At 62.4% G+C, this 23,484-nt stretch carries 22 protein-coding genes and 1 tRNA gene; 11 read left to right on the forward strand and 12 right to left on the reverse strand.

The genetic code is table 11. The features are described 5' to 3' along the window. Positions 1-6: 6 nt before the first annotated feature. Positions 7-2,301, forward strand: a complete 2,295-nt coding sequence (gene rnr / locus BM171_RS01500) for a ribonuclease R (RefSeq protein ID WP_093009017.1) — start codon at positions 7-9, stop codon at positions 2,299-2,301. A gap of 97 nt (positions 2,302-2,398) precedes the next feature. Continuing rightward, positions 2,399-3,697: a lytic murein transglycosylase gene (locus tag BM171_RS01505; RefSeq protein ID WP_093009018.1), complete on the forward strand. Its 1,299-nt coding sequence runs from the start codon at positions 2,399-2,401 to the stop codon at positions 3,695-3,697. A 15-nt stretch (positions 3,698-3,712) separates the two neighbouring features. Here BM171_RS01505 and BM171_RS01510 read toward each other — a convergent pair whose 3' ends face one another. Genes BM171_RS01510 through gpmI form a run of 5 tightly spaced genes read right to left on the reverse strand, consistent with a single transcriptional unit; the run spans position 3,713 to position 8,795 of the window. After that, positions 3,713-4,198 carry a hypothetical protein gene (locus BM171_RS01510; protein WP_093009019.1) on the reverse strand — a complete coding sequence of 162 codons (486 nt, stop codon included), beginning with the start codon at positions 4,196-4,198 and terminating at the stop codon, positions 3,713-3,715. Further along, positions 4,198-4,692 carry an RNA pyrophosphohydrolase gene (locus tag BM171_RS01515; protein ID WP_093009020.1) on the reverse strand — a complete coding sequence of 165 codons (495 nt, stop codon included), beginning with the start codon at positions 4,690-4,692 and terminating at the stop codon, positions 4,198-4,200. Before BM171_RS01515 ends, BM171_RS01510 begins: the two co-directional genes overlap by 1 nt. 59 nt (positions 4,693-4,751) lie before the next feature. Next, entirely contained in the window at positions 4,752-6,161 is a 1,410-nt protein-coding gene (locus tag BM171_RS01520) for a S41 family peptidase (RefSeq protein ID WP_093009021.1), read from the reverse strand. 7 nt (positions 6,162-6,168) lie between these two features. Beyond that, positions 6,169-7,287 carry a murein hydrolase activator EnvC family protein gene (locus BM171_RS01525; RefSeq protein WP_093009022.1) on the reverse strand — a complete coding sequence of 373 codons (1,119 nt, stop codon included), beginning with the start codon at positions 7,285-7,287 and terminating at the stop codon, positions 6,169-6,171. Next, complete coding sequence (gpmI, locus tag BM171_RS01530) at positions 7,284-8,795, reverse strand: 2,3-bisphosphoglycerate-independent phosphoglycerate mutase (RefSeq protein WP_093009023.1); 1,512 nt, start codon at positions 8,793-8,795, stop codon at positions 7,284-7,286. Before gpmI ends, BM171_RS01525 begins: the two co-directional genes overlap by 4 nt. Before the next feature lie 195 nt (positions 8,796-8,990). Between gpmI and BM171_RS18655 the strand changes: the two genes are divergently transcribed. Together BM171_RS18655 and BM171_RS18660 are read left to right on the forward strand one after the other, a co-directional pair. Next, entirely contained in the window at positions 8,991-9,767 is a 777-nt protein-coding gene (locus BM171_RS18655) for a putative nucleotide-diphospho-sugar transferase (protein ID WP_139218653.1), read from the forward strand. A gap of 22 nt (positions 9,768-9,789) precedes the next feature. Further along, positions 9,790-10,851 carry a polysaccharide pyruvyl transferase family protein gene (locus BM171_RS18660; RefSeq protein ID WP_139218654.1) on the forward strand — a complete coding sequence of 354 codons (1,062 nt, stop codon included), beginning with the start codon at positions 9,790-9,792 and terminating at the stop codon, positions 10,849-10,851. Positions 10,852-10,934: 83 nt separating this feature from the next. Here BM171_RS18660 and carB read toward each other — a convergent pair whose 3' ends face one another. Further along, a complete protein-coding gene (gene carB / locus BM171_RS01535; protein ID WP_093009024.1) occupies positions 10,935-14,279 on the reverse strand; it encodes a carbamoyl-phosphate synthase large subunit in 3,345 nt (1,114 codons plus the stop codon). 281 nt (positions 14,280-14,560) lie between these two features. Between carB and bchJ the strand changes: the two genes are divergently transcribed. Continuing rightward, positions 14,561-15,166: a bacteriochlorophyll 4-vinyl reductase gene (gene bchJ, locus BM171_RS01540; RefSeq protein ID WP_093009025.1), complete on the forward strand. Its 606-nt coding sequence runs from the start codon at positions 14,561-14,563 to the stop codon at positions 15,164-15,166. A gap of 1 nt (position 15,167) precedes the next feature. Here bchJ and BM171_RS01545 read toward each other — a convergent pair whose 3' ends face one another. Next, positions 15,168-16,397 (reverse strand): SAM-dependent methyltransferase, encoded by a 1,230-nt coding sequence (locus BM171_RS01545; RefSeq protein ID WP_093009026.1) that lies wholly within the window; start codon positions 16,395-16,397, stop codon positions 15,168-15,170. Between the two features lie 172 nt (positions 16,398-16,569). Between BM171_RS01545 and aspS the strand changes: the two genes are divergently transcribed. Continuing rightward, positions 16,570-18,351, forward strand: coding sequence for an aspartate--tRNA ligase (gene aspS, locus BM171_RS01550; RefSeq protein WP_093009027.1), 1,782 nt, complete (start codon positions 16,570-16,572; stop codon positions 18,349-18,351). Positions 18,352-18,504: 153 nt separating this feature from the next. Here aspS and BM171_RS01555 read toward each other — a convergent pair. Next, positions 18,505-18,590 (reverse strand) — tRNA-Leu (locus BM171_RS01555). Positions 18,591-18,737: 147 nt separating this feature from the next. Here BM171_RS01555 and BM171_RS01560 point away from each other — a divergent pair. Continuing rightward, complete coding sequence (locus tag BM171_RS01560; protein WP_093009028.1) at positions 18,738-19,727, forward strand: complex I NDUFA9 subunit family protein; 990 nt, start codon at positions 18,738-18,740, stop codon at positions 19,725-19,727. 7 nt (positions 19,728-19,734) lie between these two features. Here BM171_RS01560 and BM171_RS01565 read toward each other — a convergent pair whose 3' ends face one another. From BM171_RS01565 to BM171_RS01575, 3 genes are all read right to left on the reverse strand, one after another. Then, positions 19,735-20,016: a DUF6455 family protein gene (locus tag BM171_RS01565; RefSeq protein WP_093009029.1), complete on the reverse strand. Its 282-nt coding sequence runs from the start codon at positions 20,014-20,016 to the stop codon at positions 19,735-19,737. Beyond that, positions 20,013-20,273: a DUF6455 family protein gene (locus tag BM171_RS01570; RefSeq protein WP_245760149.1), complete on the reverse strand. Its 261-nt coding sequence runs from the start codon at positions 20,271-20,273 to the stop codon at positions 20,013-20,015. Before BM171_RS01570 ends, BM171_RS01565 begins: the two co-directional genes overlap by 4 nt. A 65-nt stretch (positions 20,274-20,338) precedes the next feature. After that, positions 20,339-21,064 (reverse strand): M48 family metallopeptidase, encoded by a 726-nt coding sequence (locus BM171_RS01575; RefSeq protein ID WP_093009030.1) that lies wholly within the window; start codon positions 21,062-21,064, stop codon positions 20,339-20,341. A 106-nt stretch (positions 21,065-21,170) separates the two neighbouring features. On the opposite strand from BM171_RS01575, the gene BM171_RS01580 reads away from it, so the two are divergent. The 4 genes from BM171_RS01580 to BM171_RS01595 all read left to right on the forward strand — a co-directional run bounded on the left by BM171_RS01580 (position 21,171) and on the right by BM171_RS01595 (position 23,196). Beyond that, entirely contained in the window at positions 21,171-21,557 is a 387-nt protein-coding gene (locus tag BM171_RS01580; protein ID WP_093009031.1) for a thiol-disulfide oxidoreductase DCC family protein, read from the forward strand. 47 nt (positions 21,558-21,604) lie between these two features. After that, positions 21,605-21,844, forward strand: coding sequence for a hypothetical protein (locus BM171_RS01585; protein ID WP_093009032.1), 240 nt, complete (start codon positions 21,605-21,607; stop codon positions 21,842-21,844). A gap of 81 nt (positions 21,845-21,925) precedes the next feature. After that, on the forward strand, positions 21,926-22,504 hold the full coding sequence (locus BM171_RS01590; protein WP_093009033.1) for a nitroreductase family protein: 579 nt from the start codon (positions 21,926-21,928) through the stop codon (positions 22,502-22,504). Then, entirely contained in the window at positions 22,501-23,196 is a 696-nt protein-coding gene (locus tag BM171_RS01595; protein ID WP_093009034.1) for an EI24 domain-containing protein, read from the forward strand. The genes BM171_RS01590 and BM171_RS01595 overlap by 4 nt, the downstream gene beginning before the upstream one ends. Here BM171_RS01595 and BM171_RS01600 read toward each other — a convergent pair. Continuing rightward, entirely contained in the window at positions 23,193-23,480 is a 288-nt protein-coding gene (locus tag BM171_RS01600) for a DUF1467 family protein (protein ID WP_093009035.1), read from the reverse strand. The genes BM171_RS01595 and BM171_RS01600 overlap by 4 nt on opposite strands. Between the last annotated feature and the right edge of the window lie 4 nt (positions 23,481-23,484).

Genomic DNA, 23,484 nt, shown 5'->3' on the forward strand with positions numbered 1-23,484 from the left:
CACATCATGGCACAGATACCCACAAAGGCGCAGATCCTCGACTGGATCTCCGAGAACCCCACCCAGACCGCCAAGCGCGATATTGCGAAGGCGTTCGGGATCAAGGGGGCGCAGCGCATCGACCTCAAGAAGCTTCTGAAAGAGCTCGAGGACGAAGGGCATCTCGAAAAGCGCAAGAAGACTTACCGCGACCCTGATCGTCTGCCGCCGGTCAGCGTTCTCGAAGTGCTGGAGCCGGACGCGGATGGCGATCTCTATGCCAAGCCGATGGAATGGCATGGCGAGGGTCGCGAGCCGCGTGTTCTGATGGTCACGCGACAGAGCGATGCCGCGCTCGGTGCCGGTGACCGTATCCTCGCCCGGCTGCAACAGGTTCGCGAAGAGGGCCACGATTACGAGGCGCGGCTGATCCGCAAGATCGGTGCGACGCCCAAGAAGATCGTCGGCATCTACAAGAAGGCTTCCGAAGGCGGGCGAATTGCCCCCATCGACAAGGGCTCCGACAGCGAATGGCGCGTGGCCGCGGATGCGACGGGCGGCGCGCAGGACGGCGAGCTTGTCGAAGCGGAACAGATCGGCCCGCGCGGCCGCATGGGTGCGCCCCGGGCCCGCATCACGCTCCGGATCGGCGACCCCTCGGAGCCGCGCGCGGTCTCGCTCATCGCGATCCATCAACACGGCATCCCGGACGACTTCCCGCCCGAGGTGCTGGCAGAGGCCGACCGGATGAAGCCGGCGGGCCTCAAGGGCCGGACCGATCTGCGCGACCTGCCGCTCGTTACGATTGACCCAGCCGACGCACGGGATCACGACGACGCGGTCTATGCCGCGCCTGACGATGATCCGAAGAACGAAGGCGGGCATATCCTCTGGGTCGCCATCGCCGATGTCGCCCATTACGTGACCACGGGCTCGGCGCTCGACCGCGAGGCGCGGCAGCGCGGCAATTCGAGCTACTTCCCCGATCGCGTCGTGCCGATGCTGCCCGACCGGCTTTCGGGCGATCTGTGTTCGCTGCACGAGGGTGTGCCGCGCGCCTGCCTCGCGGTGCGAATGGTGCTCGATGCCGAAGGCACCAAGAAGAGCCACAAATTCGTGCGGGGGCTCATGCGCTCTCCGGCTTCGCTGACCTACCAACAGGCGCAGGCCGCATTCGACGGTGAGCCTGACGAGGCGACCGAGCCCCTGCTCGATGATGTCATCAAACCGCTCTATGAGGCCTACTTCGCCCTACGTTCGGCACGTGGCCGTCGGCAACCGCTCGAGCTCGACCTGCCTGAGCGGCGGATTTCGCTGTCCGAAGACGGCACGGTAGAGAGCGTGAACTTCGTCGACCGGCTGGATGCACACCGCATGATCGAGGAGTTCATGGTGCTGGCCAACGTCGCTGCCGCCGAAACCCTGATCGCCAAGAAGACACCGCTTCTGTTCCGCGTCCACGAAGAGCCGCCGCAGGACAAGCTCGACTCCTTGCGCGACACCGCAGAGGCGGCGGGCCTGACGCTGGCCAAAGGCCAGGTGCTCAAGACCGCGCATCTCAACCAGCTTCTCCTGCAGGCCGCTGGCAGCGACGAGGCCGAGCTCATCAACCTCTCGACCCTCCGTGCAATGACACAGGCTTATTACAGCCCCAAGAATTTCGGCCATTTCGGTCTCGCGCTGCAGAACTACGCGCATTTCACCTCGCCGATCCGGCGCTACTCGGACCTCATCGTGCACCGGGCGCTGATCTCGGCGCATGGCTGGGGCGATGACGGGCTGACCGAGGGCGATCTCGAAGCGCTGGAGCAGACCGCGACACACATCTCTGAGACCGAGCGCCGCTCTATGGTGGCCGAGCGCGATACGACCGACCGCTATCTCGCGGCGTATCTGTCGGACCGCGTCGGCGCGGAATTCACCGGGCGCATCTCGGGCATCGCCAAGTTCGGCGTGTTCGTGAAGCTCGACGAGACAGGCGCGGACGGGCTCGTGCCCATTCGCAACCTCGGGCGGGAATACTTCCACTTCGACCGCGAGGAAGGCACGCTCATGGGGGCCGATACCGGCACCGTGATCGGCCTTGGTCAGCGCGTGCGCGTCAAGCTGATCGAAGCTGCACCGGTCACCGGCGGGATCGCCTTCGACCTTCTGGAACTCGAGGATCGCGAGATGCCGCAAGGCGGTGGTCGCGGCTCGAGCCGGCGCCGTCCAGGTACCGCACCGTCGCGTGGCAAAGGCAAGCCGCCCAAGCGCAAGCTCGCCCGCGCCAGGAAGAAAGACGCCAAGGTCCGCAAGACGCGGGAGCGGCGCGCGAAGTGAGCCATCGGCGGGGCCTTGCTAAGGCTGCGACGGGCAGCTTTGCGGGACGGTGTCCTCCGGTTAGATTGGCCAAGCCACATATCGACAGGTTTTCTCGATGAGATGCGCCAAGATCAGCTTCGCCCTCACCGTTCTCGCCAGCGCCGCCATCGCCGCGCCGGAGGTCTCGATGCGTCCGATGCCGCGCCCGATCGAAAGCCCTTCGGCGGCGGCGCAACCCTCCGCAACCGAGCCTGAAATGCGCCCCGCCGACCCTGCGGGCGAGCTCTCACAAGCCGGTTTCGAGGCATGGATCGCGTCGTTCCGGGACACCGCGATTGCCGAGGGTATCTCGGCGGACACGTTCGACACGGCGTTCGACGGGGCTGCTTTCGATCCTGTCATCGTCGAACGCGACCGTAGCCAGAACGAGTTCACAAAGACGATCTGGGATTACCTCGACACCGCCGTCTCCGACACGCGGGTGGCCAACGGTCGCGCGGCGCTCGAAGAACGGGCTGAGGTGCTGGAGGCGATCGAGGCGGAATATGGGGTCCGCAAGGAAATCGTTACGGCGATCTGGGGGCTGGAATCGGCCTATGGCGGCTACAAGGGCACCACCCCGACGCTCGCAGCGCTTGCGACGCTGGCCTATGAGGGTCGCCGTGCGGAGTTCTTCGAGAACGAGGTGCTCGCCGCGCTCAATATTCTCCAAGCGGGCGATACCGATGTCGGCTCGCTGCGCGGCTCCTGGGCGGGCGCGATGGGGCATACACAGTTCATGCCGTCTTCCTATCTGCGGCTGGCCGTGGATTGGACGGGCGATGGAAAGCGCGACATCTGGGGCAGCGATCCCTCCGACGCGCTCGCATCGACAGCCGCCTATCTGAAGGAGAACGGCTGGCAGACCGGCGTGCCCTGGGGCGTCGAAGTATTGCTGCCCTCAGATTTCGACTGGATGAGCGCCCGGCGGGACAACGTGATGAGCCTCGAGGCATGGCGCGAGGCGGGCGTGACGCCTGTCGGTCAGCCGGAGATCCCGGACGGCACCGGCCTCTCGCTTCTCTTGCCTGCGGGCGCGGACGGCGCGGCCTTTCTGATCTCAGACAATTTCGAGGTGCTCGAGAGCTACAACACCGCGGACGCCTACGTGATCGCCGTGGGGCACCTGGCCGACCGGCTCGCCGGGGCCGGGCCGCTGACGAATTCCTGGCCACGGGCGGACCGCGCGCTCACCTTTGACGAGCGGATCGAGCTGCAAGAGCGCCTGCGCGACGCGGGGTTCGACCCCGAAAAGATCGACGGCCGGATCGGGCCGCTCACCATCTCGGCGGTGCGCGACTACCAATCGGCGCAAGGCTTGCGGCCGGACGGCTATGTCTCGTTGAACGTGCTGACTCACCTGCGGGACGGCTGACGCAGACGAGTTCGCTTACCGCGATCCCTGCGACTCGCAGCGACCACCGGTGAAACAGGAGGTCACCGTCTCGATCTGTTCGGCGGTCGGGCGCGGATAGATGAATCCGGGACAGGGGCTCGCGAGAGCGATGTATCCCTCGCCTTCCTGCTCGAGAAACATGAGGTAGTCTTCTCCGCTTTCCGCCCCCGCACACCAGGGACCAAGGCAGAGCGCGCGCAGCGTGATAGTGCGCTCGAAAGGTTGGGCGAAGCCGTCCGGTCCGAGCGAGCGACCCGAGATACGTGCCGGGATATCGGTCTGCGGCGGTTGCTGCTGCGAGAGATCCTCGCGCGGCAGGCGGCTTTCATCAAAGGTCATTCGGCCCAGAACGATGATCCAGGGGTCCTCGTCTGACTCGGCCTGGCGGAACTCACGCGCCACATCGGCAGGCATGCAGGAGAGCGCCAGCGCCGGGCCTCCACTTAAGGCGAGCATCAGGCCGGCAATGACGCGCATCATCAGAGCTTCTCCCGGAATTCGGCGATGACCTGTTCATAAACGGGTCTTTTGAACGGCACGATCTGGTCGATCACCTCATCGGCGGGAAGCCAACGCCATTCGGTGAATTCCTGATGCGCGTCGGCATCGAGCCGGATCTGGTCGTCGGAGCCGTGAAAGCGCAGCAGGAACCATTTCTGCTCCTGGCCCTTGTACCGGCCTTTCCAGATGCGCGGAACGATGTCGTGCGGCAGATCGTACGCGATCCAGCCTTCGGTTTCCGCCTCGACCGTTACGAGGTCCGGCGTGACGCCCGTCTCTTCGGTCAGTTCCCTGAGCGCGGCGGTGCGCGGCTCCTCGCCCTTGTCGATTCCGCCTTGCGGCATTTGCCAGGCCGGCGGCTCGTGCGGTTGGCGGTCCGCGCGCTGGCCGACGAAGGCATGACCGGCGGCGTTCACCAGCATCACGCCTACATTGCGGCGATAAGGCAGCGCGGCGATCTCTTCAGGGCTCATGGGCGCCTCGGTGCTGAAAAGGCGCGGGAGGGGTGTTCCCGCGCCTTCTGTCTCTTCACTTATTCGCTTTGCGAGCTGTCCTCGCCATCGCCGCTTTCGGGCGCGACGATCGCGCCTTGGCTCAGCGCACGAACCTCGGGGCCCAGAGCCGACAGGCCCTTGAGGATGTCGATCGCGTAAGCGAGCTGGTAATCCTCTTCGCGGAGTGCCGCGGCCTCCTCGGCCTTCTCGCGGTCTTCCTCGATCTGGCGAGCCTCGTCCTCGCTGAGGCTGTCATTTCCGAGCGCGCCGCGTAGGTCCGACTCGGAGCGCGTCGGCAGGCCGGATGCCTCTTCATCGGCCTCCTCGTCGACCGGATTGCGGTTGGGCTGCGCCACGATGATGTCGGGCGAGACGCCAAGCGCCTGGATCGAGCGACCGGACGGAGTGTAATAGCGCGCCGTGGTCAGACGCATCGCGCCCTCGCCCCGAAGCGGCATAACCGTCTGCACGGATCCCTTGCCAAAGCTCTTGGTGCCGACGACGATGGCGCGGCGGTGATCCTGCAGCGCCCCTGCCACGATCTCGGACGCAGACGCCGAGCCGCCGTTGATCAGGACAACGATCGGCTTGCCTTCGGCCAGATCGCCCTCTTCTGCATTGTAGCGATCGCCATCCGCCGGGTCACGCCCACGAGTCGAGACGATCTCACCTGCATCGAGGAAGGCGTCGGATACCTCGATGGCCTGGTTCAAGAGGCCACCCGGATTGTTCCGCAGGTCGATGACGAACCCGTTGACGTTCTCCATACCGCCAAGCGCCTCGACCTCTTCGCGAAGGCCCGATTCCAGGTTCGGGAAGGTCTGATCGTTGAAGGTCGTGATCCGCAGGACCACGGTCTGGCCTTGCGTGCGGGTCCGCACCGCGGTCAGCGTGATCGTATCGCGCACGATCTCGACGTCGAAGGGTTCTGCCTCGCCTTCGCGCACGACCGTGATAACGATCTCGGAGCCGACCGGCCCGCGCATCATGTCGACCGCCTCGTCGAGCGTCAGGCCCAGCACAGACTCGCCGTCGACATGGGTGATAAAGTCGCCCGCCTCGATCCCGGCCTCGTCGGCAGGAGTGCTGTCGATCGGAGAGACAACTTTCACGAAGCCGTCTTCCTGCGTCACCTCGATGCCGAGTCCGCCGAATTCACCGCGCGTCTGCACGCGCATGTCGGCTGCGTCGTCGGGCGAGAGGTAGCTCGAATGCGGGTCGAGCGAGGTCAGCATGCCGTCGATGGCCGCCTCGATCAGTTCTTCCTCGTTCACCTGCTCGACATATTGCGCCCGGACGCGTTCGAAAATGTCGCCGAACAGGTCGAGCTGTTCGTAGACACTGGCGTTTCGCTGCTCTTCCTGGGCCAGAAGCGGGCCGACGAATTGTGTCGTCGCGACGATTCCGGCGATCGTGCCGCCGGCCGCGGCCATGACGAATTTCTTCATTCCAAAGTCATCCCTTGTCGGTTGCGAACCAGTCCAGCGGATCCACGGGACGGTCTCCCTCTCTCACCTCTATATAGAGCGTTTCGGGCCGGGCGTTTCCACCCCCCGAATTGGGCTGTAACACAGAGGTGTCTTCGGCCCCGCCCGCCATGAGCCCCACTGGCGCCCCGGCGGGCAGAACCTGCCCCGTCTCACCGTAGACCGTGTCGAGCCCTGCAAAGACGAACAACAGATCGGCGCGCGGCTCAAGGATGATGACAAGACCGTAATCCAGCAGCGGACCGCGATAGCGCACCGTCGCAGCGGCGGGTGTCGTGACCAACGCGCCCGGCGCGGTCGCGAGCACGATACCCGGACGCGCGACGCCAGCGGCATCTTCTTCTCCAGCGCGCCGCAGGATCTGACCCGAAGCCGGCAAAGCCAGGTCGCCCTTTGCCAGCGTCGCACCGGTTTCGGGAGCGGTTTCGCCCTCGGTAATCTCGGCAAGGCCGCTCGCAAAACCGTCCAGCGTCTCCGTCGCGCCGATCAGGATCGCGGTCTTGACCGGATCCTCGGTGAAGCGCTGCGGCAGGTCGGTGCGGTCGGCCACTGCCTGGCTGAGCGCCGCGCGCGCCTCCTGCACCCCCTGCAGGCCGTCGCGCAATGTCTCCGCCGCGTTCTCCTGCAGGATACGCAGATCCTCAACTTCCTCGAGATCCGCGCGAAGTGCGAGGGCGCGGGCTGCAAGGCCGGGCGTGACCGAGGCGACGAGCATCCCCGCGCGAGCCGCGCCGACTGGGCCATCCGGATGAAGAAGCTGCTGGGTCACGTCGCTGCGGCCCAAGGACTGAAGCGCCGAGAGCAGCTCTGCGACCTCCGTCTCGCGCGCTGCGAGATCGCGGCGCAGGCCCGCCTCGCGGATCGCGGCATCGCGCAGCCCGTCCCGCATGGCAACCAGTCCATCCTCATAGGCGCGGATCGTGTCGGTGAGCGCCGCGACGCGATCCGAGGCACGATCCGCGACCGCGAGATCTTCGGCCGCCCGCTCCAGCGCCACGGCCGCGGCTCTCGCGCGTTCGCCTGCATCCTGTGCCTCGGCAGTGCCGCTCACGGCCAGACAAAGAACTATGGCCGCCGCTCGGATCATCGCCGGATCAGGCTCTTGCCGGTCATCTCATCGGGTGCCTCGAGCCCCATCAGCTCCAGCAGCGTCGGTGCAAGGTCGGCCAAGCGACCATCGGCGAGCGCGGACCCCTCGGGCCCACCCGCAAGGATCACAGGCACTGGATTGAGTGTATGCGCCGTGTGCGCCCCGCCGGTCTCGGGATCGACCATGACATCGCAATTGCCATGGTCGGCAGTGATGATCATCGCACCGCCCGCCGCGTCCATCGCCTCGAGCGCCCGGCCGAGTCCCTCGTCGACCACCTCGCAGGCGCGGATCGCGGCATCAAGATCACCTGTATGACCCACCATGTCCGGATTGGCGTAGTTCACGACGATCAGATCATAGCCCGCCTCGATCGCCTCGACGAATTTTTCGGTCACCGCGGGCGCGCTCATCTCCGGCTGCAGGTCATAGGTCGCGACATCCGGAGATTTGGGCATATGCCGATCCTCACCCTCTTCCGGCACTTCCTTGCCGCCATTGAGGAAGAAGGTGACATGCGGGTATTTTTCCGTCTCGGCGAGCCGGAACTGGCGCAGCCCGTGTTGCGCGACCCATGCGCCGAGCGTGTTGACGATCTCGCGCTTGGGATAGGCGGTCGCCATGTAGCCGTTATGAGCATCGCTGTACTCGACCATGCCGAGAAGCGCCGACATCTCAGGACGCGTCCGCTCGAAACCGTCGAACTCGGGCGCGCCCAGCGCCGCGAGGATCTCTCGCGCCCGGTCGGCCCGGAAGTTGAGACAAAAAAGCCCATCGCCTTCCGCGATGCCATCATAGCCTTCGATCACGGTCGCTGGGATGAACTCGTCCGTCTTGCCGCTCTCATAGGCTTGCGCGACCGCCTCAGCGGGCGTGCTTGCGCTTTGACCGTTTCCTTCGGCGATGGCGTCGAAGGCCGTCTTCACGCGGTCCCAGCGGTTGTCGCGGTCCATCGCGAAATAGCGCCCGATCACCGTGCCGATGGCAGCCCCGTCCGGCAGACCGTCCACCAACTCCGACATGAAGCCATCCGCGCTTTTCGGCGCAACGTCGCGCCCGTCGGTGATCGCGTGAACGACGACGCTCAGCCCCTGTTCGGTCATCATCTTGGCCGCCGCGAGGAGATGTCGGATGTGCCCGTGCACACCCCCGTCCGAGACGACGCCAAAGAGGTGCGCGCGCCCGCCCGCGGTCTTTACCCGCGCGGCGAAGTCGAGAATGGCGGCATTGTCGAAGAACGAGCCATCCTCGATCGCGAGATCGATCTGCCCCAGATCCATCGCGACAACGCGCCCGGCACCGATATTGGTATGTCCGACCTCGGAATTGCCCATCTGCCCGGTCGGAAGCCCGACGTCAGGCCCATGCGTCGTCAGCGTCGCGTTCGGACACTCCCGCATCAAACGGTCCATGTTCGGTGTTTTCGCAAGCGCGGGCGCGTTGGCCTCCCGGCTCCCGGAGAGCCCCCAGCCGTCGAGAATGGTGAGGATGACGGGTTTGGGCATGGCGGTCCTTAAACGGTTGGCGTTTCCACATTTAGCTAACAGACAGGACGTACTATTAAAACAGTTTGACCTGACCCTACACCTAAAAAGTCTTTACAATTCCGGCACTTAAGGAAATTTCGTTTTGAGCATTGACAGCACGAAGCTCACCTCGGAAAACTTGCCGGAACTTGATCGCAGCTACGGATGTAGTCAATGATAATAATCACTTGCGGAGATTCTAACTTTCTTTTTGCTCTGGAAGAAATTGAAAAAAATATTAGATTATTTTCTGGAGCCTATCCAGTCATTTATGATGTAGGACTCACCGAACGTGATCGTCAAAAGTTAAAATCAAACATCGTTAAATTGGATTTTGAGAGCTCATTCCGCAGCAAAACCGATGAAGGCTATATAAGAACACATCACAAACCAGCCGCAATTCGGCACGCACTTAAGAAATTCAATCAACCTGTGCTATATCTTGACGCAGATATGCTTATTACGAAAAAGATTTCATATCAAAGCCTGCCTTTAGCCGACGTTGTTATTACTCCACGACATCCAAAAGAAATGAAAAGAGAAAGCCATATCAAGAACGGGCTTCTAAATGCGGGATTCCTTCTATTTAATAATAACGACAAATCTCTTGGGCTTCTTAATAAGTGGGCAGAGGAGTGTGGCGATACAAGAAAATCGGATCAAAAGGCTCTGTCAGATCTTACGCTCGGCTCAAACGAAGGGAAAGCAGGCCAGTATTACAAGGTCGAAGGCGCAGAAGTGGCTTGTATCGACCCTGTCTTGTGGAATGATGTGACCGGACGAACAGGGTACATATTGCACTTCAAAGGAATAGGACGAAATAGCGATAAAACCCGAAAGATTGCGAAGTGGAGAAGTACGGCGCACCGGCTACGAAAGTATGGGGCTTTGGGACAACTACAACTTCGAGCAAGACGGCTTTTATATAGTAGCGGCATAATAGAATATTAGATTATAAAAATTGGAATTTAAAATGGATAGCAATCTAGGAATAAATAATACGGCACTTGTTACCCCCTATTTCATTCCACGACCGTCTAAGAAAAGACGTAATCTTGGCGATGGATTTATAAAGGCCGCTATCGAGAGAAGAATAGGGGAATTTAAAAGTGATCTTACGTTCTCTACGCGAGAAGAACCATCTAAGTCAGAAGTTCGTCGATTAATATCGGCTGGAACAGTCATCATTGGCGGTGCAAACATGTTATCGGATGATTTTTCGCCTTGGCCAAATTTTGACGTGGACCTACTGTCCGATGACCGCTTGCGCTTCTTTCCTTTTGGAATAGGGATAAATGGAATCCCCAAAAGGAATCGTGGCTTCACGCGAAAAGCCTCTGAAATCATCAAAGGCATCCATAGAAATATTGAGTACTCCTCTTGGCGCTGCCCGAACACCATTTCCATTTTAGAAGCTTCCTTTCCAGAGTTGAAAGGTAGGTTCGTGATGACGGGCTGCCCAGTTATCTACGACTCTCCGATTTTTCAAAAGCAAAAATTCCACGAGGGAATCAAAAAAGTTGCCGTAACTATAACTGAAAGAGATGATTTCTTTGAACGTGAGTATCTTACACTCATCGATGTTAAGAGAAGCTTTCCAAATGCAGATAAATTTCTTGTTTTACACCAAGATTTCCGCCCTAAAAGTTTCGTACAAAGCGCGTTAATGAAGTCAAAAGACAAAGTTTACTTGCGCAGGATAGAGGTACTACATCAGCTAGCCAGAGATATGGGATACAGTATTATAGCGCCCAAGACGGAACTTGAGTGTAGGCAATTTTATGAGGGGATTGATATCCACGTAGGAAGCAGATTGCACGCGCACTTAAACTTTCTCAGTAGAAACAAGCGCAGCTTCCTAACGTACGTAGATGATCGGTGTCTCGGCTTCTCGGAGTTCTATAGATTTCCTTTGATCACCCCTGGAAGTTTAGAAGAACATCTAGATTTTGACTTCGAAATAGTACGCGGGAAAGTATTTGAGTCTTGGAGAAATATGAGAAAATTCCTCGAGCAGTTGCCTGGAGTTGCTTGACGATCCAAGCCGCGGTAAAGAGCGGTTGAAGCGTGTAGCAAGTTGAGTTTTGCTAGGTTTATATTTTTAGACTCTCTATTTACTCACCCCTGCAAGCTCTTCACCACCAGCTCGCCTTCGCCGCGGGCGCGGATCGCTTGCGCGGCCGCATGCGCCCCCGCGAGGGTCGTGAAGTATGGGATCTTGTCGTAGAGCGCGACGGAGCGGATCTCGCGGCTGTCTTCCAGCGCGGCGACGCCTTCGGTCGTGTTCATGACGAGCTGGATTTCTCCATCCTTGAGCATGTCGACCACGTTCGGACGGCCCTCATAGACCTTCTTGACGATCTCGGCAGGCACGCCTTCGGCCTTGAGATAGGCCGCCGTGCCGGCTGTTGCGACGATGGAGAAGCCCTGCTCCATCAGCGTCTTCGCGGTCTCGATGAGCTGCGCGCCCTTGTCCTCGTCCTTGATCGAGAGGAAGACGCGACCGCCCTCGGGGAGCATGTTACCAGCGCCGAGCTGCGCCTTGAGGAAAGCGCGCGGGAAGGAACGGTCCCAGCCCATCACCTCGCCGGTCGAGCGCATCTCGGGGCCGAGCACGGTATCGACCCCGGGGAAGCGGGCGAAAGGCAGCACGGCCTCCTTGACCGAGAACCACGGCATCATGGGATCGGCCAGCGTCATCGGATCGGCCATTGGCACGTCGGTGTCGTAGTCGATCTGATCGCCGTGCGGCTCACGCAGCGGGAAGGCCGAGAGCTTTTCCCCCGCCATGATCCGCGCGGCGATGGAGGCAATCGCGCTGTCGGTGGCCTTCGCGACGAAGGGCACGGTCCGCGAGGCGCGCGGATTGACCTCGATGAGGAAGATCGTCTCGTCCTTGACCGCGAATTGCACGTTCATCAGTCCGACGACACCGAGTTCCAGCGCGAGCGCCACGGTCTGGCGCTTGACCTCTTCGATGATCTCCGAAGGCAGCGAATAGGGCGGCAGCGAGCACGCGCTATCGCCGGAATGAACGCCCGCCTCTTCGATATGCTGCATGATGCCGGCGACATGCACATCGGTCCCGTCGCAGAGCGCGTCGACATCAAGTTCCACCGCGCCCGAGAGATAGCCATCGAGCAGCACGGGCGACTTGCCCGAGACCACGACCGCCTCGGCGATGTAGCGCTTGAGGTGGTCCATATCGCGCACGATCTCCATCGCGCGGCCGCCCAGCACGTAGGAGGGACGGATCACCAGCGGAAAGCCGATCCCTTCGGCGATATCGAGCGCCTGTGCATCCGAGGAGGCGATGCCGTTCTTCGGCTGCTTCAGCCCGAGCTTGTTGACGAGCGCCTGGAACCGCTCGCGATCTTCAGCCAGGTCGATGGCGTCGGGCGTGGTGCCAAGGATCGGGATACCCGCCGCTTCGAGATCGTTGGCAAGCTTCAACGGGGTCTGGCCGCCGAACTGCACGATCACGCCGTGCAGCGTGCCATTCTCCTGCTCGACGCGCAGGATCTCCATCACATGTTCGAAGGTCAGAGGCTCGAAATAGAGACGATCCGAGGTGTCGTAATCGGTCGACACAGTCTCGGGGTTGCAGTTGATCATGATCGTCTCGTAGCCGGCATCGGTCAGCGCAAAGCAAGCGTGGCAGCAGCAATAGTCGAACTCGATCCCCTGCCCGATCCGGTTCGGCCCGCCACCGAGGATAACGACCTTCTTGGCGCCCGAGGGCCGCGCCTCGCATTCGACTTCGCCCATGAGCGGGGCTTCGTAGGTCGAGTACATGTAGGGCGTCTGCGCTTCGAATTCGGCCGCGCAAGTGTCGATCCGCTTGAAAACTGCAGTGACGCCGAGGCGAGTGCGGTGAGCACGCACCTCCATCTCGTCCTGACCGGACAACGCGGCGAGGCGCATGTCGGTGAAGCCCATCATCTTGAGCGCGCGGAACGCCTCTTCGTCCTGCGGCAGACCGTTCGCGCGCACGTCCTCCTCGGCCTCGACGATCTCGCGGATCCGGGCCAGGAACCAGGGATCGAAGCTTGTGACCCCGTGGATGTCGTCATCTGACAGACCGTGGCGCATGGCTTGCGCGATGGTCCGCATGCGATCGGGCGTCGGCTTGGAGATCGCCTTGATCACCGCCGCGCGCACGTTCGCCGGATCGTCCGCACCTTCGATCTCGACCTCGTCGAAGCCTGAAAGACCCGTCTCCATCGAGGCCAGTGCCTTCTGCAGGCTCTCATGGATGGTGCGGCCGATGGCCATCGCCTCGCCCACCGACTTCATGGCGGTGGTCAGCAGCGGCTCGGAGCCGGGGAATTTCTCGAAGGCGAAACGCGGGATCTTGGTGACGACGTAGTCGATGGTCGGCTCGAAGCTCGCCGGCGTGACCTTCGTGATGTCGTTGTCGAGCTCGTCAAGCGTGTAGCCCACGGCAAGCTTCGCGGCGATCTTGGCGATCGGGAAACCCGTGGCCTTCGACGCCAGCGCAGAGGAGCGCGAGACGCGCGGGTTCATCTCGATCACGACCATGCGGCCATCTTCGGGATTGATCGCCCATTGCACATTGGAGCCGCCCGTCTCGACGCCGATCTCGCGCAGAACGGCGATCGAGCCGTTACGCATGATCTGGTATTCCTTGTCCGTCAGCGTGAGCGCCGGCGCGACGGTGATGGAGTCGCCCGTATGCACGCCCATCGGATCGACGTTCTCGATGGCGCAGACGATGATGGCGTTGTCGTCGCGGTCGCGGACGACCTCCATCTCGAATTCCTTCCAACCCAGAAGCGACTCGTCGATCAGGATCTGGTTCACCGGCGAGGCATCCATGCCGGAGCGGCAGTAATATTCGAAGTCCTCGCGGTTATAGGCGACACCGCCACCAGTGCCGCCCAGCGTATAGGCGGGCCGGATGATCGCGGGCAGGCCGATATGCTCAAGCTCGCCGAGCGCGATCCGCACACCTTCCTTGAGATCCGCATTCCCGTCAGGCTTCTTGGGCGCGGTGACGATCGTGGCCTTGGGATTCTCGAGCCCGATCCGATCCATCGCCTCGCGGAAGAGCGCGCGGTCCTCGGCCATCTCGATGGCATCTCGGTTGGCGCCGATCATCTCGACGCCATGTTCGGCCAGAACGCCCATCTCCTCGAGCTTGAGCGCGGTGTTGAGCCCGGTCTGCCCGCCCATCGTCGGCAGCAGCGCATCGGGTTTTTCCTTGGCGATGATCTTGGCGACGATCTCTGGCGTGATCGGCTCGATGTAAGTGGCATCGGCCAGGCCCGGATCGGTCATGATCGTCGCAGGGTTGGAGTTAACGAGGATGACCCGGTATCCCTCTTCGCGCAGCGCCTTGCACGCCTGGGCGCCCGAATAGTCGAACTCGCAGGCCTGACCGATGATGATGGGGCCGGCTCCGATGATCATGATCGACTGGATATCGGTGCGTTTGGGCATGTGGGACCTCATCATTCGGCAAGCGAGTCGCCCCGGCGGTAGCGGGCCGGAGCGCAAATTGTCGTGCCTTATAGACATGAGAGACGGCGGTTCAAGAACCGTTTGACCTATAGTCGCATCACGATGTGCCCACGGGCGTCGCCCGGCGGTCAAATTCAAGCTGTCAGATTTTTCTGACAGTTTTTTCCAGCAAGTGTACTATACATTTGACACATCGCAGGACACGCTCTGAGCGCCGCATTCAAAGCCAGGTTTTCCTCCATTCGCCGGGAGCGCCCGAAATGGCCAATAGCCATGAGATCATCTCGCAGCCGCCCACCGGGTCGGGTCTCATGGACGCCAACATGGTTGCGTCGCTGCATGCCGTGATCGAGCAAGCCAAAGGTTCTGCCAGCCGCGACCGCGTTTTCGCCGATGCTGGAATCGAGGATCTGCCGGTTGACGACGGGACATTGTCAGAGGCCCGGGTTGCCCGGCTGCATTCATTGGTACGTGAAAACTGGCCCGGCGAGGCAAGCGAGATTCTAGACATGGCCGGGCGCGTCGCAGCCGAGGTCTTCGTCAGCCAGAACATCACGCCGAAAGCGATTCTCCTTCTACAGAACATGCCTTGGTCAGTGTCCGCCTGGCTCGTCGGAAAAGCGGCGCGGCTCAATTCTGCGGGTTTCCGAGGCTCGGGAACCTTCGCGATCCAGACCACCTCCCGGCTCGCGATCTATCACAACCCCCTGGCGATCGGCGTGACGGCGGACCAGCCGATCTGCCATTTTCACGCCGCCATGTTCGAGCACATGTTCCAGCGCATGTCGCACCGCGATTTCGTGTGTCGGGAGACCGCCTGCATGGCCGCGGGGCACGACCATTGCAGCTTCGAGCTGACGCTTTGAGTTATTCGGCAGCCTGCGCCAGCGCGCGATCTTTGGTGTAAAGATAATCGCGCGTCACCGGCACGGCGTATTGCTTTTTCGACAATTGCAGGTGGACGACGCCCTGGCGCTGCTCTTCGAAGGCGGTCTCGCAGGCAACGAGGTAGAAGCGCCACATCCGAACGAACCTCTCGTCGTACATCTCGCGCACTTGCGGCAAGACCGCCTCGAAGCGCTCGCGCCAATGCGCGAGCGTCGGCCCGTAATGACCGCGCAGCATCTCGATATCCGCCATCCAGAGACCCGCATGCTCCACCTCCGGCACGAGATCGGACATCGCCGGCACGTAGCCGCCGGGGAAGATGTACTTGTCGATCCAGGGCGAGGTCGGAGACGGACGGCTCGACAACGCAATCGAGTGGATCAGCGCGATGCCGTCGGGATCCAGAAGCTCGGCCACCTTTCCAAAATACGTCGAAAATTGCGGCCGGCCCACATGTTCGAGCATGCCGACGCTCACGATCCGGTCGAAGGTTTCGGTGACGTTCCGGTAATCTTCGAGCCGGAACTCCACGCGATCGACCAGCCCCGCCGCTTCGGCCCGCGCCTTTGCGGTTGCAAGCTGGTTGCGCGACAAGGTCACTCCGGTCACCTGCGCGCCGTAATCGCGTGCGAGCGTCAGCGCCATTCCGCCCCAGCCGCATCCGATGTCGAGAACGCGCATGCCGGGTTCGATCCTGAGCTTCTCGGCGATATGCGACTTCTTGGCCGCCTGCGCCTCGTCCAGCGTCATGTTGGGCCGGCTGAAATACGCGCAGGAATATTGCATGTCCTCGTCGAGGAAGAGCCGGTAAAGGTCATCCGAGATATCGTAATGATGCGCGACGTTCGAGCGCGCCGTTATCGGCGTGTTGCGCTGAAGGAACGTGCTGAGGGCCATGCGCGCGGAGTTGACCGCCTCGATCCACGCCGGCATCCGACCGCCGGTTTCGCGGGCGCGCTGCAGGAGCGCCAGAAGCGGGCGGAGATTGTCGTCGGACACCTCGATCCGCCCGTCCATATACGCCTCGCCCAGCGCGAGAACCGGGTTGAGACAGAGGGCACGCATTGCGGAGGGCTCACGGATCGTTGCCGCCACGCGCGGCTCCTCTCCCGATCCGTAGCGTGACACGCGCCCGTCCGGCCATGTCACGCTCAGATCGCCCACCGTCACGAGTTTTCGTAAAACGCTGTCAAGAATACGGTCCCACATTGTGCCTCTCCTTTCAAAAAGGCTGTAAACCTGGCCCGCCGCTCGATATGTCAGTTATTTTAGCGCGCCTTTCCGGCTGCGCCAAATCGTAGCAGCCTGCGGCTTGACTTCCCGGCCGGGGAACGATGTATCGGCGCACAACTTTTCCGCATTTTTCGAGGGGCGATCCCAGATGCACGCTTACCGCAGCCATTCCTGCGCCGATCTTCGCAAAGAGCATGTAGGCGAAACGGTCCGCCTCGCAGGTTGGGTCCACCGCATCCGCGATCATGGCGGCGTGCTTTTCGTCGATCTGCGCGATCATTTCGGCATCACGCAGGTGCTCTGCGATCCCGACAGCCCGGTTTTCGCCGAAGTCGACAAGCTTCGCTCCGAATGGTGCGTGAAGATCGACGGCGTGGTGAAGGCGCGCGACGAGAGCCTTGTGAACCCCAAGCTGCCGACCGGCGAGATCGAGGTCTATATCCGTGACGTCGAGATTCTGGGCGCGTCCGAAGAATTGCCGCTCATCGTCTTCGGCGACCAGGAATATCCCGAGGAGACGCGCCTGCGGTATCGCTACCTCGACCTGCGCCGCGAGGTCATGCAGAAGAACATGACCCTGCGCTCGGACGTCGTGCGCTCCATCCGGCAACGGATGTGGGATCAGAACTTCAGGGAATACCAGACACCGATCATCACCGCGTCCTCGCCCGAAGGCGCGCGCGACTTCCTTGTGCCCTCGCGCCTGCATCCGGGCAAGTTCTACGCGCTGCCGCAGGCGCCGCAGCAGTTCAAACAGCTCATCATGGTGTCGGGCTTCGACAAGTACTTCCAGATCGCGCCCTGCTTCCGCGACGAGGATCCGCGCGCCGACCGCTCGCCCACAGATTTCTACCAGCTCGACATGGAGATGAGCTTCGTCGAGCAGCAGGACGTCTTCGACACGATCGCGCCTGTCGTCGCGGGCGTCTTCGAGGAGTTCGGCGGCGGCCGCAACGTCGACGCGCCGCAGGACTGGCCGCAGATCTCCTATGCCGACGCGGCGCTCTGGTACGGCACGGACAAGCCGGACCTCAGGAACCCGATCAAGATGGAGCGCGTCTCGGAGCATTTCAAAGGCTCGGGCTTTGCCATCTTCGCCAAGCTCCTCGAACAGGACGGCACCGAGATCCGCGCCATCCCCGCGCCCGGCGGCGGGTCGCGCAAGTTCTGCGACCGGATGAACGCCTTCGCGCAGAAAGAGGGTCTACCGGGGATGGGGTATATCTTCTGGCGAGATCAGGGCGATGGCATGGAAGCCGCCGGCCCGCTTGCCAAGAACATCGGCCCCGAACGCACCGAGGCGATCCGCGAACAGCTGGGTCTCGGCGTCGGCGATGCGGCGTTCTTCCTTGGCGGCAAGCCCAAGGATTTCGAACGGGTCGCGGGCAAGGCGCGCACCGTGATCGGCGACGAGCTGGGCCTCACCGATCAGAACCGCTTCGCCTTCGCCTGGATCGTCGATTTCCCGATGTACGAGGCCGACGAAGAGACGGGCGAGATTGACTTCAGCCACAACCCCTTCTCGATGCCGCAGGGCGGGATGGACGCGCTTCAGGGCGATCCCTTGAGCGTGAAAGGCTACCAGTACGATCTGGCCTGCAACGGCTACGAGCTGGTCTCCGGCGCGATCCGGAACCACAAGCCCGAGATCATGTTCCGCGCCTTCGAGCTTGCCGGTTACGGCGAAGACGAGGTTCGCAAGCGCTTTGGCGGCATGGTCAACGCCTTCCGCTTCGGCGCACCCCCGCATGGCGGCTGCGCGGCGGGAATCGACCGGATCGTGATGCTGCTCGCGGATGAAGACAATATCCGCGAGGTCATCATGTTCCCGATGAACCAGCGCGCCGAGGATCTGATGATGGGCGCGCCCTCCGAGCCGTCCGCCGATCAGCTCATGGAACTGCGCCTCCGGGTGATGCCCGAGGAGTGACAGCGCCCGCCCGCGCGACCGATCTTCGGAACGGTCGCGCGGCGACGCCCTGAACTATGTGCGCCTCCGACGCGAAAAAACGCGCCCGGCGCCGATATCTATTCCGTCCTGAAAACTTGTACGCACCTCTCACGGTTCAAACGACCGGAGAAATGGTGCCCAGGAGAGGACTCGAACCTCCACGTCCATACGGACACCAGCACCTGAAGCTGGCGCGTCTACCATTCCGCCACCTGGGCAGGTTGCGTGGAGGGGCGTTTAGACCCCGTCGCGATGCGTGTCAACGGCGATTCCGCGACGTTTCGCACTGCGGCGCGGCGTCCCTTGCCGTAGGGCGCGGGCAGGGTTAGGAACGGGCAAACCGACGCTCCGAGGGGAGAGACCCGATGCCCAAATCCAAGCTCGTCACCATCTTCGGCGGCTCCGGCTTTCTGGGCCGATACATCGCACGGCGCATGGCCAAGGATGGCTGGCGCGTCCGGGTGGCGTGCCGCCATCCCAACGATGCGATCTTCGTGCGAACCTATGGGGTTGTCGGTCAGGTCGAGCCCGTCTTCTGCAACATCCGCGATGACGAGTCGGTCAGGCACGTGACGATGGGCGCGAATGCGGTGGTCAATTGCATCGGCGTTCTGGCCGAGGCGGGACGGAATACCTTCGACGCGGTTCAGGCCGAGGGCGCGGCGCGGGTCGCACGCATGGCGAGCCAGGAAAATGTCGGGGCGCTCGTGCAGATCTCGGCAATCGGCGCGGATTCTGGCTCCAAGAGCGAATATGCCCGGACGAAGGCTGCCGGCGAAGAGGCGGTTCTCGAGGCGTTCCCGGGTGCCATCATCCTCCGGCCCTCGATCATCTACGGGCACGAGGACCAGTTCTTCAACCGCTTCGCCCAGATGACGCGCCTCGGGCCGATCCTGCCCGTCGTGGGCGCGAGTACAAAATTCCAACCGGTCTATGTAGACGATGTGGCACATGCCGCCTGCAAGGGCGTCAAGGGCGAGGCGGCGCCGGGTATCTACGAGCTTGGCGGCCCCGATGTGAACACGTTCCGCGAGCTGATGAGCTACATGCTCGAGGTGATCGCGCGGCGCAGGCTCATCCTCAATATCCCGTTCCCTATCGCGTACCTGATGGGGTTCGGCTTCGACATGGCGAACAAGGCGTCCTTCGGGCTCTTACCGGCTCAGATCACCCGCGACCAGGTACAGAACCTCAAGGTGGACAACGTTGTTGCTGATGGTGCGAAGGGATTTTCGGACCTCGGGATCGAGCCCATTTCGATGGAAGCGGTCCTTCCCGACTACCTTTGGCGCTTCCGCCCGTCTGGCCAGTATTTCGCGATCAAGAAATCCGCGGAATCGCTGAAGCCGCGCTGAGAACGGATCAGGCGTTTCCGTCTTTCAGCTTGGCAAGCCGGACCGCATTCAGGCAGCCCGGCATGGCGGCATCGGCGTCCGCGTGACGCGACAGCCACCTGTCGCACTGCCCAGGTGCGGGGCAGTGACGGCACCGCTCCACGATATCCGCCCAGTCACCATGCGAGAGATCGCCGGCCTGACGTGCCGCGGCGGGGTCTGCGCCCAAGGTCTTGGCCATGCGCCGAACGCGCATCAGGTGCGCCCGGCGGTCCCCGATCGGACGCGGAAAGCCGTCTTTGAGCGTCACCGGGCCTTGTCCGACAGCGTCGCGAAGCGTTCGGCGTTCCGGCAATAGGGTGGAGCGGCATCCGCTGCGACCGTGTCCAGAAGGAAAGCTTCGCACGAGCCGAGCTGCGTGCACCCCAGACAGGACAATATCGCGTCGTCGCGTTCGGCGGACGGAAAGAGCCCGCGCTGGCCGAGCTCTTCCAGATCGAGGCCGAGCGTGTCGGCCATACGGCTGACAAGCGTCTCGTGTTTGTCGCGAATCTTGCGGCTGACCATGATAGCTCCCTCTGCAGATTGAGGGTCATTCTGTCAGCCAGCCGCGCGCACAACCTTGATCCGTATCAAATCGCGCCGATGCGGGCGGCGGTACGGCGCACGATGTCGATCCGGGCAGCGTTCGGCGGGTGTGAGCCGAGGAAGCGGTTGCCGGGATCGGGAATACGCAAGAAGAACTCGGCACCGCGGACTGGATTGTAGCCTGCGCGCGCGGTGATGATCGTGCCGAGCTGGTCTGCCTCGAGCTCGAAATCCTTGGAATAGCGCCGTGCGCCCACCTGCGCGCCGATCTGTTCGGCCTCACGGATATAATCTTCGCTGGCGCCCGAAGCGGCGGCAAGGCCCGAGAAGATGACCGCGCCGACACTGGCGTTTTGCTGTTGCCGGTTGAGATGGCCGAGAATGTGGTGCGAGGCTTCGTGCCCCATCACGAAGGCCAGTTCGTCGGCATTGTTCACCGAGGCGATCAGCGCGAGATTGAAAGCGAGGATCGGCCGGCCCGCGCGGTCTATCGTCTGGTAGGCGTTCGGCTGCTGGCCGGGCCGATCATCGACGACAATGATGAAATTGCAGTTCGAGTCAGGCGAGATGCGGCGGCATTCCGCTTCGGCCACGGGCTCCACCGTATCCACGACCTCGATGAAATTGTTCGCCGCCGCCTGCGCGCGGTTCTGAGTATCGGGCGTGCCAACAGGCTCGAAGACGCCCGAAGGCGGCGTCGCCGGCCCCGATTGAGGCAACGGGGCGCAAGCCGACAGAAGAACGAGGAGAAGAGGAAGGAGGCGCAGCATGTCTCTCACATAATTCTGGTATGGAAGGCATAACTCCGCCGATGCCGCGCGGAAACCCAAGATTCTGCGACTTGGCGATGGCTTGCCGACACCTAGCTTGCCGGAAATGACCGAGCAACTGACCGTTATCTACAACGATACATGCCCAATCTGCGCCCGTGAGGTGCGTGGCTACAAGCGGATGACGGAGCGACATGACCTCCCCATACGCTTCCGCGGCCTCTCGGAAGGTGAACTGGATGCCTACGGCTTGAGCAAGCGCGCCGCCGCACGCCGGTTCCACGTGGAGGAGAACGGTCGCGTTTATGACGGTGTCGATGCGTTCGCCCGCGTCTGGGACAGGATTCCGAGACTGCGCTGGCTGGCCCGCCTCGTGCGCCTGCCCGGCCTCCACAAGCTTTCCGAGTTGCTCTACGATTACGTTGCCGCGCCAGCACTTTTTGCGCTTCATCGGCGGCGCGTCAGCAAGGGCAACGCGTACCGCCGCGGCTAGCGCCGAAAACGGTTTTCGCCGCTGCGATCCCGGTCTAGGCTCGGGTCATGTTCAGCATAGAGCACGAATTCGACGCCACGGTCGTCACGCTGGTCGATGAGGGCGCGGCCCCATTGCAGGAGGACGTCGTCGTCACGTCCTTCGAGGAATGCATCACGATCGAGCAGTTCGATCCGCGCACCGAGACAATGATGAAGATCACCTTGTCGATCAGCCAGATGCAGGATCTCGCCGCGGCGCTCGACCTGCCGGAAGGCGTTTACCGTCGCGACGCGAAACAGCGCTGAGCCTTTGCAGGGATCGCGGTTGAAACCCGGCGCGGCACGACAGACATACGGGTAAAGCAAGATGCTACCCGAGGGATGCCCATGCCTGATGCGAACGATGCCGCGCTCGATTTCCTGCTGACGCGCCGGTCGCGTCCGGCCAAGACCCTCACATCCCCTGCGCCGGATCGCGATGCACTTCTGACGATCCTGACCGCCGCCTCGCGCAGCCCCGATCACGGAAAGCTCGAGCCCTGGCGCTTCGTCGTGTTGGAGCGCGCGGCGCTGGAGCGGCTTGCCAAGCTTGCCACGTCCAGAGGCGAGGCAGCCGGTCTCGAGGCTGACCAGATCGCGAAAGGCCACGACCAGTTCGCCAATTCCCCGCTCTGCGTCGCGGTGATCGAAAGCCCGAAAGCCTCGCCCAAGATCCCCGCGCTCGAGCAAACCTACGCGGTCGGCGGCGTTTGCCTTGCCCTGCTGAATGCGTCGCTCGCGGCTGGTTGGGGCGCGAACTGGCTGACCGGGTGGCCCGCCCATGACCGCGACTTCATGCGCGAGGGCCTCGGCCTGTCGGATGACGAACGCGTCGCCGGTTTCATCCATCTCGGCACCGAAACCGCCGCGCCGCCGGATCGCCCGCGCCCCGATCTCGGGGCAATCGTGACCTGGGCCGAAACGTGATCTTCTCGGCGTTCGCCCGCGCACTGGGCCAGCTTGGCGATCCCCGCTTCCGGCGCGTCCTGTTCCTGGGCGTCGGTCTCGCGGTTGGGCTTCTGGCGCTCTTCTACGCGCTCTTCGCGACGCTCGTCGGATGGGCGACGCCCGAGACCGTGACGATCCCGTGGGTCGGAGAAATCACCTGGGTGGATGACCTTCTGAGCTGGGGCTCGCTCATCCTGATGATCGGGCTGTCGGTCTTCCTGATGGTCCCGGTCGCCTCGGCGATGACGGGGATCTTCCTCGAGGATGTCGCCGAGGCGGTCGAGGCTCGGCATTATCCCGACCTGCCTGCCGCCGGGCGGATTCCGTTCTTCGAGGCGGCAAAAGACACGCTGACCTTTCTCGGCGTTCTGATCCTTGCCAATGTCGCGGCCCTTATCCTCTACCTGATGCTTCCACCCTTCGCGCCGCTGATCTTCTGGGCGATGAACGGCTTTCTGTTGGGCCGGGAATACTTCACGGTCGCGGCGATGCGGCGCGTCGGGCGCGTGCGTGCGGCAGAGCTGCGTCGCCGCCACCTTCCGACGATCTGGCTGGCAGGTACGCTGATGGCGCTTCCGCTGACCGTGCCTCTAGTAAACCTACTCGTGCCGATTCTGGGCGCTGCGACCTTCACCCACCTCTATCACGGGCTGACCGCCAGGCGGGCCTAGTCGGTCTCGACGACTTCTGGGCCCATGCGGCCGAAGAAATCCATATCGCGGATGCCGATCCATCCTGAAACGATGATGACGAAGAGGATCGCCCAGATTACCGCCGAAATGCCCGTGGTGATCCAGGCCTTCGCTTTCAGGTGATGATTCTCGGGGCTGCCGGCATGTGTGCCGTGCACGACCTTCCCGAGATCACCCTGTGTCTCCAGGCGGATCGGAATCACGATCAGGAAGGTCAGAAACCAGATGACCGCGTAGAGCACGAGAGCCGAGGTGATGGTCATGTCT

The sequence above is a fragment of the Roseivivax halotolerans genome, from assembly GCF_900115815.1.
Lineage (GTDB): Bacteria > Pseudomonadota > Alphaproteobacteria > Rhodobacterales > Rhodobacteraceae > Roseivivax > Roseivivax halotolerans.